Raw genomic sequence first — 14207 nt, 5'->3', positions numbered from 1 at the left:
TGTTTTGAATAGAAAGGGTTATTCGTATGGATATTGAGTTGCGAAATCACTATGAACCTATTGTGAGGCAATATAGATTGGATACGCAGCATATGGAAGAGCACGGAAATGTAATGAAAATTTATACGAATCAAGGTCCATATGCACTCAAGAAAATAGAAGGCAGAAAGTTAGAGCGGAATAACTTTCTGCATCATATTCAATATTTGAAGGAGAAAGGTTTTTCAAATTATGTACCTATATATCATGCGACGGATGGAAGTTATATTTTAAGTGACGGGACGTATAATTATTATTTAATGCCTTGGTTAGAACGTGCAGAAGGAAACGGTGAGGACAATGATCAATACCATAAAATGTTTCAGACACTTGGAACGTTGCATCAAAAAACTGTGAAGGAAGAAACGTATACGGAAGAAGATTTAGAAAAACATTATACAAGTATATCCGATCGTTGGGAAAATGATGGTGAGATGTTAGAAGAGTTTCTCGTAGAATCTGAATCAAAATGGTATATGTCCCCGTTTGAATTGCAATATTGTACGTACTATCATCATGTAATGAGAGCACGTGAATTTGCAACGAAGCAATTAAATGAGTGGAACGATGCGATGAAAGAAAAAGAGAAAACGCGTATTACTTTTGTGCATGGTAATGTGTCACTTAATCATTTTTTATTTGACTATGAGCGGAATGGCTATTTTATTAGTTTAGAAAAATCGAAGTTTGCAACGCCTGTGCAAGATATAGTAGGTTTTTATTCACGGTCTTTAAACACATATCCAATCGCAAGAAGTGATCGGTTTGAATGGTTTCAAATGTATCAAAAAAATTTCCCTTTTACGAAAGAAGAGCAACTACTTATGTTTGCGTATATGACGTATCCATCGCAATTTATTCGGCAAATCCAGTCTTATAAGAAAAGAAGAGATAATCGCAACGAGGAAAATGAACTGCGCGGAGTAAAGAGTTTGCAACAATCGCATTGGCTCGTTAGCAATATAGAATATTTCCTGTCGCAATTACAAGCTGCCCAGCAAGGGAACGGATAAAGTAAAGGCATTCTCCGCTGATGATTAGCCTTCACAAATTGGGCGTTTACGGGCAGCAGGGCTCCCATCTAACTTCTTTGCTTCAGCTGAGTTTTGAGGTGGAGGTCTTACTGCCCGCAAATAGCGGGGGAAAGAAGATAAGTAGAGGATTCTACTTATCTTCTTTTTTTTGCACGAAAAGCTGTAGTTTTAAATTTATCTTGACGAATAAGGTTTCGTTTTTTACACTATTGTATATAATAATTAACAATCATATAAATGCCTTGAAGGGGAAGAGTATAACATGAAACGTCTTCAGAGAGGAGAATCATTAGCTGAGAGATTCTCTAGATAGTTATGTTAGAAGGTAGCCCTGGAGCATCTTTTCTGAACGGAATAGTTCTTATTAGGAAAAGACGGATTTGTCCGTTATCAAATTAAGAGTATAAGCAAATTATGAATTTGTTTGTAAATAAAGGTGGTACCGCGATGTCCCTCGTCCTTTTTGGATGAGGGACATTTTTTATTTTAAGGAGGGAAAATAATGTCAAACACGGAAAAGAATTTACCAACTAAATATGATCATATGTCCGTTGAAGAAGGCCTTTATCAATGGTGGCTTGAAGGCAAATATTTTGAAGCAACAGGAGACGAGAAGAAACAACCGTATACAATTGTAATTCCACCTCCGAACGTAACTGGTAAGTTACACCTAGGTCATGCTTGGGATACAACTCTTCAAGATATTTTAACTCGTACGAAGCGTATGCAAGGATACGATGTACTATGGCTTCCAGGAATGGACCATGCTGGTATCGCAACACAAGCGAAAGTAGAAGGAAAACTTCGTGAAGAAGGTATTTCACGTTACGATCTTGGCCGTGAAAAATTCCTTGAAAAAGCTTGGGAGTGGAAAGAAGAGTACGCTTCTCACATTCGTCAACAATGGGGGAAAGTTGGTTTAGGACTAGACTATTCTCGTGAACGCTTCACATTAGACAAAGGTTTATCAGATGCGGTTAATAAAGTATTCGTTCAATTATACGAAAAAGGCTTAATTTACCGTGGTGAATATATCATCAACTGGGATCCAGCAACACGTACAGCTCTTTCTGATATTGAAGTAATTCATAAAGAAGTTCAAGGTGCATTCTATCATATGAACTATCCGTTAACAGATGGTTCTGGTCACATTCGTCTTGCGACAACTCGTCCAGAAACGATGCTTGGTGATACAGCAGTAGCAGTTCATCCAGAAGACGATCGTTACAAACATTTAATCGGAAAAACAGTTACACTTCCAATCGTAGGCCGTGAGATTCCGATTATTGCTGATGAGTACGTAGAAAAAGATTTCGGAACGGGCGTTGTAAAAATTACACCAGCTCATGACCCGAATGACTTTGAAGTAGGTAACCGTCATGACTTACCACGCATTTTAGTAATGAACGAAGATGGAACAATGAACGAAAAAGCTGGTAAGTATAACGGTATGGATCGTTTCGAATGCCGTAAAGAATTAGTAAAAGACTTACAAGAAGCTGGCGTATTAGTAGAAATCGAGCCACATATGCATTCAGTAGGTCATAGTGAGCGTAGCGGTGCAGTTGTTGAGCCTTATTTATCAACACAATGGTTCGTAAAAATGGCTCCACTTGCTGAAAAAGCAGTAGCGCTTCAACAAAAAGAAGAAGAAAAAGTAACGTTCGTACCAGAGCGTTTTGAAAACACATATTTACGTTGGATGGAAAATATTCATGACTGGTGTATTTCTCGTCAATTATGGTGGGGACACCGTATTCCAGCTTGGTACCATAAAGAAACTGGTGAAGTATACGTAGGTACAGAAGCACCAGCAGATATTGAAAACTGGAATCAAGATAACGACGTACTTGATACATGGTTCAGTTCAGCGTTATGGCCATTCTCAACACTTGGTTGGCCAAATGAAGATTCAGCAGATTTCAAACGTTACTATTCAACAGATGCACTAGTAACGGGTTATGATATCATCTTCTTCTGGGTATCTCGTATGATTTTCCAAGGTTTAGAGTTTACAGGAGAGCGTCCATTTAAAGATGTATTAATTCACGGTTTAGTTCGTGACGAGCAAGGTCGTAAGATGAGTAAATCTCTTGGTAACGGTATTGACCCAATGGATGTTATCGAGAAGTACGGTGCAGATGCAATGCGTTTCTTCTTATCAACAGGAAGTGCACCAGGTCAAGATTTACGTTTCAGCATGGAAAAAGTAGAATCTACTTGGAACTTCATTAATAAAATTTGGAACGCATCACGTTTCGTATTAATGAACATGGATGATATGAAGTATGAAGAAATCGATTTAACTGGTGAAAAATCAGTAGCAGATAAGTGGATCTTAACGCGCTTAAACGAAACAATCGAAAGCGTAACACGTAACATGGATAAATATGAGTTCGGTGAAGCTGGTCGTTCATTATACAACTTCATTTGGGACGATTTCTGTGATTGGTATATTGAAATGGCGAAACTTCCACTATACGGTGAAGATGAAGCAGCTAAGAAAACAACTCGTTCTATTTTAGCTTACGTATTAGATCAAACAATGCGTCTATTACACCCATTCATGCCATTCGTAACAGAGAAAATTTGGCAACATTTACCGCATGAAGGCGAGTCTATTACAGTAGCTGCGTGGCCAACAGTTCGCGAAGATTTACAAGATACGGAAGCTGCGGCAGAAATGCACCTTCTAGTTGATATCATTCGCTCTGTTCGTAACATCCGTGCAGAAGTAAATACGCCAATGAGCAAAAAAGTTCAAATGCAAATTAAAGCAAAAGATGAGGCTGTACTTGCTCAACTTACGAAAAACAGCTCTTACATTGAGCGTTTCTGTAACCCAAGCGAATTAACAATTCAAACAGACTTACAAGCGCCAGAAAAGGCAATGACTGCAATCGTATCAGGTGCAGAGTTATTCTTACCGTTAGCTGATCTTATCAATCTTGATGAAGAGAGAGCTCGTCTTGAGAAAGAACTTGAGAAGTTCGATAAAGAAGTAGAACGTGTACAGAAGAAACTTTCTAACCAAGGTTTCGTAGCGAAAGCTCCTGCAGCGGTTATTGAAGGAGAGCGTGCGAAAGAGCAAGATTACCTAGAAAAACGCGAAGCAGTTCGTCAACGTCTAGCAGATCTTGAAAAGTAAAAATGTTTTTAGAGACTCACTATATTGGTGAGTCTCTTTTCTTTGCGTATAATAGAACTATGAAAGTTGTCTATTGAAAGGGGAAAAACATACGTGATACATACATACGAAGAAGCGATAGGGTGGATCCATAGCCGATTGAAATTTGGAATTAAACCAGGATTAGAAAGAATGAGATGGATGTTAGAAGAACTTGGAAATCCAGAGCGTCATATAAAATGTGTTCATCTTGCTGGTACAAATGGAAAAGGTTCAACGTTAACATATATGCGTTACATGTTAGAAGGCGCGAAATATAAGGTAGGAACGTTTACTTCTCCTTACATCGAATCATTTAATGAACGCATTAGTGTGAATGGAACACCAATTGCAGACGAAGAGATTACTGAACTTGTAAAGATGGTAAAACCAGTCGTTGAAAAACTAGATGAAACGGATTTAGGGGAAGCGACAGAGTTTGAAATTATTACTGTTATGGCGATTTGCTATTTCGGTAAAGTCAATTTCTGTGATGTTGTTTTATTTGAAACAGGGCTTGGTGGACGTTTTGACTCTACCAATGTTATACACCCTGTCCTCACGATTATTACGAATATCGGTCACGATCATATGCATATTTTAGGAAATACACTAGGGGAAATTGCATATGAAAAGGCGGGGATTATTAAGTCTGGCGTGCCGGTAATTACTGGTGTACAAGATGAAGAAGCTTTGCAAGTCATTCAAAATGTTGCAAAGGAAAACCATGCAAACTTATACGAACTTAGCAAGCATTTTACAGCGTTACATAAACAGTCTAATGAAGATGGGGAACAGTTTGATTTTACTTGTCCTTTTTCCGCATTTGAAGATTTGCAAATCTCAATGAAAGGTATTCATCAAGTAGGAAATGCAGCGTTAGCACTTATGGCAGTAATGTATGTAAAAACATATTTATCATTTTTAATTGAAGAAGAGGAAATAAGAACGGGATTACTGGAAGCATATTGGATTGGGCGCTTTGAAAAGTTGCAAAGTAACCCGGATATTATTATAGATGGTGCTCATAATCCAGAAGGTATCGAAAGCCTTGTGAAAACAGTAGAAGCGCATTACAAAGATAAAAATGTAATAGTGTTATTTACTGCCCTTGGTGATAAACAATTACATAACATGGTAGGCCAATTAGAAACCATTGCAGATGAAATTATTTTTACAACATTCGCCTTTGATCGTGCTATTTCTGCTGATAAGCTTGCATCATATTCACAGAAAGAATCAAAATTAGTTTTTGAAAATTGGAAAGAGGCAATTGATACAAAAGTTGAAATGATAGCAGAAAATGATGTTTTTATCATAACGGGTTCTCTTTATTTCATTTCTGAAGTACGAAAATATATTCGCGAGAAAAACTAGATAGTCTTTGCTATCTAGTTTTTTTGTTCTACAAATGAAGTCAAATGCATACATATAAGATAAATATATAGGGTTATTTGGCGAATTCCTCTGACAAATATCTCGTTTTTTTATGAAATGAATATGATATGATGCGGACAACGATAAGAGGTGAGGTGTGAGTGTATGGACAAGCAATCACGAACGATCTCAGTGAAAGTGAATGGAACAGAAGCGAAGTATGAGGAAAAAAAGAAAGATGAATTTGAATGGATGGTAGTAGAAAGTGAACGACCGAAAAATGTTGTTCCGTTTCAAAAAGCGAAATCAATGTCTGTGGAAAAATACCGAAAGAAGTGGAGTAATACATTAATTGTAATCGTTGCAACTGCAATCATTATCGGTACGGCGTTTGGAATGGGGATGCTTCATTTACTTACTGGACAAGGAACGACAGGAGGAAGTGAAGTGACAGCTTCAAGGCCGACTGGAAATGGAGAATCAAGGGTGGGTGGAACGGCAGAACAAACACCAGCACCGAAAGAAGAAAAACAAAAAGCACAGGCAGGAACGTCATTGGATCCGATGAAATTATTTTTTGTTCAAGGGGGGCTTTATTCTTCTGAAGAAAAGGGACAGGCAGCTCTTGAAGAATGGAAAGGCAATGGGGGCATTGGTGCTTTGAGACCGAGCGGTGATAAGTATGCAATAGTTGTTGGTATTGCTAGCGATGAACAGTCTATAAATCAATTAATGACTAAGTATAAAAATGATGGTGTCTCCGTTTTAAAAAAGAGCTGGGATATAACAGATAAAGCATTGCTGAAAGATGATAAAGAAGTAGGGACATTTTTAACAAAAGTGCAGCCATTATACACTCATTTAGCAAAATATGCTTCTAGCGTACAAGTTGGTGGAAAAAGCAGCCCAAAAGATATAGAAGCAATTGAAAAAGAATGGAAAAAGGTTGAAAAAGAAGGGGAAAGTATGAAACGAGAAGAAGCAAAGAAACTGTATATGTATACGTCGGTAGCTGTACAAACAGTAAAAGATGGGAAGATGGATAAGGAATCTTTGGCGAAATTAAATCAAGTTATTATTGATGGTTTACTCTCGTATGAAAAAATTGTTTCGTAGAAAGTGAAATGATAGGATAATAAAATGAGTAAGAAAGAAGTACATGTACTTCTTTCTTTTCTTTTGAATTTAGAGCAAAGTGCTTTCTCTATGATGGGAATATAATCGTATGCAATAAAGAAGTGTTATTTTAGTTAGAGAAATTAATATTTCTTTCATTTGTGGGCAAACTATTCCTTTGATACGATTAATATAAATTGTTCTGCTTCATGTGAGAAAGGAAGGAGAAAATATGAGAAAAATAATTTTAGCTTCAGGATCACCTCGGAGGAAGGAATTGCTTGAGTTAGCTAGTGTGCCATTTGAAATCGTTGTAAGTGAAGTAGAGGAAACAATTGGTGCATATTCATCGCCTTCTGATATTGTAATGTCGCTTGCCTTGCAAAAAGCATCAGCGGTGGCAGAAAATAATAGTGATCACATTGTGTTAGGTGCAGATACAATTGTTACATATGAGTCGCGTATTCTTGGTAAGCCTTCTAATGAGGATGAGGCGAAAGAGATGTTACAATTACTATCAGGGAAAACACATGAAGTGTATACAGGTGTTGCGATTATAGCAAAAGAAAAAACGGTTACTTTTTATGAGCGTACAGAAGTTACATTTTGGGAGTTAACAAAAGAGGAAATTGATACATACGTCGCGTCGAAAGAACCTCTTGATAAAGCCGGTAGTTATGGGATTCAAGGTAAAGGATCTATTTTCGTTCAAAATATTCAAGGGGACTACTATAGTGTAGTTGGCTTACCAATCGCACGCCTCGTTCGGGAATTAAAACAATTTGATATTGATGTAACCCATGCGTAAAATTGCATGGGGTTTTCTTTGAGAGAACAAATAAAGGGGTGGAGAGATGAACGGTATTCGTGATGTTGTAAGAGAAGAACAGCCACGGGAGCGTTTATTGTTAGAAGGTGCTGGAAGTTTATCAAATCGAGAGCTTCTCGCAGTGTTACTCAGAACAGGTTCTAAAGAAGAAACAGTTTTAAAGTTGTCAGATAAAATTTTACACCAATTTGATGGCTTACGTATGTTGAAAGATGCAACATTAGAGGAGCTAATTAGTATACATGGTATTGGGATTTCAAAGGCATCGCAACTTATGGCAGCCTTTGAACTAGGCAGAAGAATGGTACGTTTAGAATATCAAAATAGATATAGTATTCGAAGTCCAGAAGATTGTGCGAAATACATGATGGAAGAAATGCGTTTTTTACAACAAGAGCATTTTGTTTGTTTATATTTAAATACAAAAAATCAAGTTATACATAGGCAAACGATCTTTATTGGAAGTTTAAACACGTCAATTGTACACCCGAGGGAGGTTTTTAAAGAAGCCTTCCGTCGTGCAGCAGCCTCTATCATATGTCTTCATAACCATCCCTCAGGAGATCCCACGCCGAGCCGTGAAGATATTGAAGTAACAAAACGCTTAGTAGAATGCGGCCAGATTATCGGAATTGAAGTGCTTGATCATATTATAATAGGTGACCATAAATTCGTGAGTTTAAAGGAAAAAGGTCATATTTAAGACTATGCTTTTTACTTATTTTGTTTTATAATGTGATTTATGAGTTTTTTGTAGAAATTTATCTACAAAAAGGATAAAGATATAAAAAACGTACTGTTTTTATAATATAAATTAAGAAAAAATGAGTCCGTGAAAACAAGAAAGGAAGATAAATAATATGTTTGGATTTGGTGGATTTACTCGCGATCTTGGAATAGACTTAGGAACTGCGAACACGCTTGTATATGTAAAAGGAAAAGGTGTAGTTTTACGTGAACCTTCAGTAGTGGCGTTACAAACTGATACGAAACAAATCGTTGCTGTAGGTAGCGACGCAAAACAAATGATTGGTCGTACACCAGGGAACGTTGTGGCACTTCGCCCGATGAAAGACGGTGTAATTGCTGATTACGAAACAACTGCAACAATGATGAAATATTACATTCAACAAGCTCAAAAATCAAACGGTTTCTTCTCACGTAAGCCGTATGTAATGGTATGTGTACCATCTGGTATTACAGCTGTAGAAAGACGTGCAGTAATCGATGCGACTCGTCAAGCGGGTGCTCGTGATGCTTATCCTATCGAAGAGCCATTTGCAGCAGCAATTGGTGCAAACTTACCTGTTTGGGAACCAACTGGTAGTATGGTTGTTGATATCGGTGGTGGTACAACAGAAGTTGCAATTATTTCTCTAGGTGGTATTGTAACAAGCCAGTCAGTCCGTGTTGCTGGTGATGATATGGACGATTCAATCATTCAGTACATTAAGAAAAGCTATAACTTAATGATCGGTGAAAGAACAGCTGAAGCATTAAAATTAGAAATTGGTTCTGCAGGCGAGCCAGAAGGTATCGAGCCTATGGAAATTCGCGGTCGTGATTTAGTAAGTGGTTTACCAAAAACAGTACTAATTCAGCCAGAAGAAATTGCAGATGCATTAAAAGATACAGTAGATGCGATTGTAGAATCAGTTAAAAATACGTTAGAAAAAACTCCACCTGAATTAGCGGCTGATATTATGGACCGCGGTATCGTATTAACAGGTGGCGGGGCATTACTACGTAATTTAGATAAAGTAATTAGTGAAGAAACGAAAATGCCAGTTCTTGTTGCAGAAGATCCATTAGATTGCGTAGCAATTGGAACAGGTAAAGCATTAGACAATATCGATCTTTTCAAAACTGCTGCTCGATAATATTGCAAAATAAAAATCAGTGAAATTAAGAGGGTGTGAACGTGCCACAGTTTTTCTTAAACAAAAGATTAATTGTTTTGTTGGTTAGTATTATTCTTCTCGTGGCATTGATTGGAATCTCATTGAAAGAACGGAACAGTTTAACATGGCCAGAGCAGTTTGTTAAAGATACTGTCGGTGTTGTAGAACGTGTATTCCAAAAGCCAGCGAAATACGTAGCTGGATTCTTCGAAAATGTAGAGGATGTAAAGCGCACGTATGAAGAGAATAAAGAATTAAAAGCAAAATTAGATAATTATGCAGGTCTATCAGGGAAAGTAAAACAATTAGAAGATGATAACAAGAAGCTACAAGAGCTAACTGGTAAAAAAGAGTTAAATAGCGGGTATACTGAAATTCCAGCTACTGTTGTTTCTCGTAATCCAGATAAATGGTACGATTTAATTGGAATTGATAAAGGGGCACAGCAAGGAATTAAAAAAGATATGGCTGTAGTAACTTCACAAGGGTTAGTTGGAAGAGTGAAAAGTGTATCTCAGTTTACATCATCAGTAGAATTACTAAGTTCTATGAGCCGAACAAATCGTGTTTCTGCTATTGTACAAGGGCAAGAGAAAATCTTTGGATTGATTGAAGGTTATGACAAAGAAAAGCAATTACTTCTTTTCACAAAGATTGGCTCTGATGCACCGGTAGTGAAAGATCAACTAGTTGTAACATCTGGACTGGGTGATATTTTCCCGAAAGGTCTTGTAATTGGAAAAATCGTTGAAGTTCAGCCGGATGCATATGGCTTAACAAAAACAGCTTATGTAAAACCTGCCGCTGATTTAAATGACGTAGAGCATATTACGGTTGCTAAACGTGCAACACCTTCAGCGCCATTAGAATAGGAGGAGAAGAAGAGATGATGAAGATATTAAAAAGAGCAGCTCTTCCTCTTTTGCTCCTTTTTGTGTTTCTATTTGAAAATATGTTTGCTACTGTTGTTCCAACGGATGTGTTTTGGAAAGACAGCATAGCAGCACCGCATTTCTTTATAATCGTCTTATGTTTTATTACAGTGTATTATAGTCCGGTCCAAGGGATTTATTACGGACTATTATTTGGCTTCTTATTTGATACCGTATACACAGAACTTGTCGGGATATATATTTTTGCTTATCCGATTTTAGCTTATTTAGTATATAGTGTGATGAAAGTACTACAATTGAATTTATTTATTGTTGTTTCTATCATATTAGCTAGCGTTGTAGCACTAGAGTATTATGTGTATGGATTCTTAACTTTATTAGGACGTACTCATATGCCAGCGTATGTCTTTTTCACAGATCGTCTCCTTTCTACTTTATTGTTAAATGCTATTTTCTTATTGATAGTTTGTTTCCCACTGAGACGATATATAGTGCGTCTTTCAAAAGCGATGGAAGAAAAAGAAAAAAGGATTTTCTAATTTTATGTCGAATTGAATCGGTGGGGTGAACTTTAGTGGAAGAAAAAAAGCAACAAAATGTAACGATAAAAGGGACAAAAGATGGGATAACGCTTCATTTAGATGATTGTTGTTCATTCTCAGAATTATTGGTGGAATTAGACGAAAAACTTTCTACACATTACTACGATGGTGATGGGCGCTCTTTAATTGAAGTGCATGTGAAAGTAGGAAATCGTTATTTAACAGAAGTCCAACAAGAAGAGATTCGTACGTTAATTCGTAATAAAAAGAATCTTGTTGTGGATTCAATTGAAAGTGATGTTATCACTAAAGCAGAAGCAATAGCTTGGAAAGAAGAAACAGAAATTGTCCCTATTTCCAAAATTGTTCGCTCTGGACAAGTTTTACATGTAAAAGGAAATTTGTTGTTAATTGGAGATGTTAATCCAGGCGGAACGGTTATCGCTGGGGGGAATATTTTTGTCGTAGGATCATTAAGAGGAATTGCACATGCTGGGTATTATGGGGATTCGGATGCTGTAATCGCTGCATCTGTTATGAACCCGATGCAACTTCGAATTAGTGATGTGGCAATGCGGGCTCCGGAAGAGAAAGAAGACGGAGCGGAGGCGGCAGAATGTGCGTATATTAATGAGAACAATCACATTGTTGTCGATCGCCTGCAACTTCTCACTCATCTTAGACCTAATTTAACAAAGTTAGAAAGGGGAATTGTATAGCTGTGGGAGAGGCAATAGTAATTACATCTGGAAAAGGCGGAGTAGGTAAAACTACTACATCTGCGAACATTGGTACGGCCCTAGCGTTATCTGGAAAGAAAGTGTGCTTAATTGACACAGATATCGGTCTTCGAAATTTAGACGTAGTAATGGGGCTGGAAAATCGTATTGTATTTGATCTTGTTGATGTCGTTGAAGGGCGTTGCCGTTTACCTCAGGCTCTTATTAAAGACAAACGTTTTGATGATCTTTATTTATTACCTGCAGCACAAACGAGTGATAAATCAGCGGTAACACCTGAACAAATGGATGAATTAATACAAGTATTACGTCAAGATTATGATTACATATTAATCGATTGTCCTGCGGGGATTGAGCAGGGATTTAAAAATGCGGTAGCTGGTGCGGATAAAGCAATCGTTGTTACGACTCCAGAAGTATCCTCAATGCGCGATGCGGATCGTATTATTGGGCTTTTAGAAAAAGAGGATATTGAACCACCGAAACTTGTTATTAACCGTGTACGTAGTCATATGCTTCATGAACAGGATATGTTAGATGTTGATGAAATTGTACGTACATTGTCAATCGAGCTTCTTGGTGTTGTCGAAGATGACGATGAAGTTATTCGAGCTACAAATACAGGTGAACCTGTGGCGTTGCAACCAAGCGGAAAAGCAGCGTTGGCTTATCGTAATATTGCAAGACGCTTGTTAGGTGAGAATGTACCATTACAAGCATTTGAACAAGAAAAGGTATCGGTATTTGCAAAGGTGAAAAACTTCTTTGGAATCCGTTAAGAGCACTTCGCACATATGCGAGGTGCTTTCTTTTTTCTTCACACGAATATCTTTCTTTCTTAGCTCATACATATGTACAAACTGTATACAACTGTTTCTAATGAAATTAGCTTAACGAAAGAAAGGAGACAGTATGAAGAATAGACGCGTAGAAGAAATTAAAAAGCGGATTGCAAAAAGGAAGGCCGAGCAAGAAAGGATGGAGGAAGAGCAGTATTTTAACGGAGGGAATTTCGATAGTGAAGCGGTATTTATTGAAGATGGAGAAAAGGAAATGCATCCTTTATTTCGAAAGGAAGTCTTTTTCTTCAAAGTTTTATTATCAGCAATATTAGTTCTTTCGGTTGCTATTTTATATAAGAATGCTCCTTCTTCATTCAATGGAGCTAAAGCTGTTACAGAAAAAGTGATGAAAGAGGAATTTCAGTTTGCTACTGTAGCGAAATGGTATGAAAAGCAATTTGGAAAACCGCTCGTATTCTATTCGCCGAACGAGAAAAAAGAAGGAAGTATTCAGCAAAAGGATTATGCAATTCCTGCTTCTGGAAAGGTAATGCAAGGGTTTCAAAAAAATGGCCAAGGTGTATTTGTCCAAACAGCTACAAATGCAAAAGTGGAGTCAGTAAATGAAGGGTTAGTTGTTTTTGCAGGCAAGAAAGAGGAACTTGGAAATACAGTTCAAATTCAACATGCAGATGGTACGGAGTCATGGTATGCAAACTTAAACGATATGTCAGTGAAATTATATGATTACGTTTCAAAGAAACAAAAAATTGGAACGGTGAGTAATGATACAAATGATAAAAATGGAAAGTTTTATTTCGCGATAAAAAAGAATGAAAAATTTATTGATCCGATCCAGGTGATATCATTTGATTAAATATAGGGACGTTTTAACGAAAATTTCCGTGCATCCATTATTTTGGGTTATTATTGTCATTGGTATTTTTACTGCGCGTTTTAAAGAGTTACTACTGTTATTTTGTATTGTTCTTATTCATGAACTTGGGCATGCTTTTGCAGCAGCACACTATAATTGGCGTATAAAAAGAATTCAACTTTTGCCGTTTGGTGGCGTGGCCGAGCTTGAGGAACATGGTAATAAGTCATTGAAAGAGGAACTTGTTGTCGTAATTGCAGGACCGATTCAACATGTTTGGATGATGCTGGTAGGTTATATGTTGTTCGAAGTCGGTTGGCTGAATACAGATTTATATTATTTCTTTATGTGGAATAATATAATTATTTTAGCATTTAATTTACTCCCTATTTGGCCGTTAGATGGCGGGAAAGTATTGTTTAATGTATTATCATATCGTTTCCCTTATTTACAAGCACATGAAAAGATGATGCAATTGTCATGTGTTTTTTTTGGTGTAATATTAGGATGGCAGTTACTCTGGAATAGTAACAATATTATGATGTGGATACTACTCATATTTTTAGCAGTGTCATTATATCAAGAGTGGAAACAAAGACGGTATGCATTTATGCGTTTTTTATTAGAACGTTATTATGGAAACAAAAGAGGAATCGAAAAGATTGCACCTATTGAAGTGCAAACGGAAGATCGTTTATATACGATCTTCACAAAATTTCGTAGAGGATATAAGCATTCTATTATCGTCCGTGGAAAATATAAAGAGCATTACACATTGGATGAAAATGAATTACTCTATGCATATTTTACTGAAAAACGAACAACTTCATCAGTTGAAGAATTAATCGGTTAGTGTTGACGATAGCACTAACCTTTTATTATTGTAAAAGCAAAGAAGATTATAAAGTGAG

13 protein-coding genes and 1 other annotated feature are annotated in these 14207 nt (G+C 37.0%); all 13 genes read left to right on the top strand.

From position 1 onward, the window contains the following. Window positions 1-26: 26 nt before the first annotated feature. The 13 genes from ysxE to spoIVFB all read left to right on the top strand — a co-directional run bounded on the left by ysxE (window position 27) and on the right by spoIVFB (window position 14149). Entirely contained in the window at window positions 27-1052 is a 1026-nt protein-coding gene (gene ysxE / locus N2V80_RS22305; protein WP_000350658.1) for a spore coat protein YsxE, read from the top strand. A 254-nt stretch (window positions 1053-1306) separates the two neighbouring features. Continuing rightward, window positions 1307-1538: a binding site (T-box leader), on the top strand. A gap of 37 nt (window positions 1539-1575) precedes the next feature. Then, the gene (locus tag N2V80_RS22300) at window positions 1576-4221 is read left to right on the top strand and encodes a valine--tRNA ligase (RefSeq protein ID WP_000072250.1); all 2646 of its coding nucleotides are present in this window, start codon (window positions 1576-1578) and stop codon (window positions 4219-4221) included. Between the two features lie 93 nt (window positions 4222-4314). Beyond that, on the top strand, window positions 4315-5616 hold the full coding sequence (locus tag N2V80_RS22295) for a bifunctional folylpolyglutamate synthase/dihydrofolate synthase (protein ID WP_000582068.1): 1302 nt from the start codon (window positions 4315-4317) through the stop codon (window positions 5614-5616). A 165-nt stretch (window positions 5617-5781) separates the two neighbouring features. Then, window positions 5782-6732, top strand: coding sequence for a hypothetical protein (locus tag N2V80_RS22290; RefSeq protein ID WP_000361014.1), 951 nt, complete (start codon window positions 5782-5784; stop codon window positions 6730-6732). Between the two features lie 232 nt (window positions 6733-6964). Beyond that, on the top strand, window positions 6965-7540 hold the full coding sequence (locus tag N2V80_RS22285; protein ID WP_061654504.1) for a Maf family protein: 576 nt from the start codon (window positions 6965-6967) through the stop codon (window positions 7538-7540). A gap of 46 nt (window positions 7541-7586) precedes the next feature. Continuing rightward, complete coding sequence (radC, locus tag N2V80_RS22280) at window positions 7587-8264, top strand: DNA repair protein RadC (protein WP_001013391.1); 678 nt, start codon at window positions 7587-7589, stop codon at window positions 8262-8264. Window positions 8265-8421: 157 nt separating this feature from the next. Continuing rightward, entirely contained in the window at window positions 8422-9441 is a 1020-nt protein-coding gene (gene mreB, locus N2V80_RS22275; protein ID WP_000466736.1) for a cell shape-determining protein MreB, read from the top strand. Between the two features lie 41 nt (window positions 9442-9482). Continuing rightward, the gene (mreC, locus tag N2V80_RS22270) at window positions 9483-10334 is read left to right on the top strand and encodes a rod shape-determining protein MreC (protein ID WP_001135490.1); all 852 of its coding nucleotides are present in this window, start codon (window positions 9483-9485) and stop codon (window positions 10332-10334) included. 14 nt (window positions 10335-10348) lie between these two features. Further along, window positions 10349-10894: a rod shape-determining protein MreD gene (gene mreD, locus N2V80_RS22265; protein WP_000975766.1), complete on the top strand. Its 546-nt coding sequence runs from the start codon at window positions 10349-10351 to the stop codon at window positions 10892-10894. 35 nt (window positions 10895-10929) lie between these two features. Beyond that, on the top strand, window positions 10930-11616 hold the full coding sequence (gene minC / locus N2V80_RS22260) for a septum site-determining protein MinC (protein WP_000391525.1): 687 nt from the start codon (window positions 10930-10932) through the stop codon (window positions 11614-11616). A 2-nt stretch (window positions 11617-11618) separates the two neighbouring features. Continuing rightward, complete coding sequence (minD, locus tag N2V80_RS22255; protein ID WP_000503309.1) at window positions 11619-12416, top strand: septum site-determining protein MinD; 798 nt, start codon at window positions 11619-11621, stop codon at window positions 12414-12416. Between the two features lie 133 nt (window positions 12417-12549). Continuing rightward, window positions 12550-13296: a stage IV sporulation protein SpoIVFA gene (spoIVFA, locus tag N2V80_RS22250; protein ID WP_000797471.1), complete on the top strand. Its 747-nt coding sequence runs from the start codon at window positions 12550-12552 to the stop codon at window positions 13294-13296. Next, a complete protein-coding gene (gene spoIVFB, locus N2V80_RS22245) occupies window positions 13289-14149 on the top strand; it encodes a stage IV sporulation intramembrane metalloprotease SpoIVFB (protein WP_000599055.1) in 861 nt (286 codons plus the stop codon). Before spoIVFA ends, spoIVFB begins: the two co-directional genes overlap by 8 nt. Window positions 14150-14207 lie beyond the last annotated feature (58 nt).

Source organism: Bacillus sp. FSL W8-0640 (assembly GCF_038007725.1).
Taxonomy (GTDB): domain Bacteria; phylum Bacillota; class Bacilli; order Bacillales; family Bacillaceae_G; genus Bacillus_A; species Bacillus_A cereus.
The sequence above is the reverse complement of the archived record's forward strand: the minus strand, read 5'-3'. Positions and strand labels throughout refer to the sequence as shown.

Bases quoted from the DNA above. Each gene is read 5' to 3' on its own strand.
- mreD (WP_000975766.1), top strand. From the start codon at position 10,349: ATGATGAAGATATTAAAAAGAGCAGCTCTTCCTCTTTTGCTCCTTTTT.
- N2V80_RS22290 (WP_000361014.1), top strand. From the start codon at position 5,782: ATGGACAAGCAATCACGAACGATCTCAGTGAAAGTGAATGGAACAGAA.
- spoIVFA (WP_000797471.1), top strand. From the start codon at position 12,550: ATGAAGAATAGACGCGTAGAAGAAATTAAAAAGCGGATTGCAAAAAGG.
- N2V80_RS22285 (WP_061654504.1), top strand. From the start codon at position 6,965: ATGAGAAAAATAATTTTAGCTTCAGGATCACCTCGGAGGAAGGAATTG.
- ysxE (WP_000350658.1), top strand. From the start codon at position 27: ATGGATATTGAGTTGCGAAATCACTATGAACCTATTGTGAGGCAATAT.
- N2V80_RS22300 (WP_000072250.1), top strand. From the start codon at position 1,576: ATGTCAAACACGGAAAAGAATTTACCAACTAAATATGATCATATGTCC.
- radC (WP_001013391.1), top strand. From the start codon at position 7,587: ATGAACGGTATTCGTGATGTTGTAAGAGAAGAACAGCCACGGGAGCGT.
- mreB (WP_000466736.1), top strand. From the start codon at position 8,422: ATGTTTGGATTTGGTGGATTTACTCGCGATCTTGGAATAGACTTAGGA.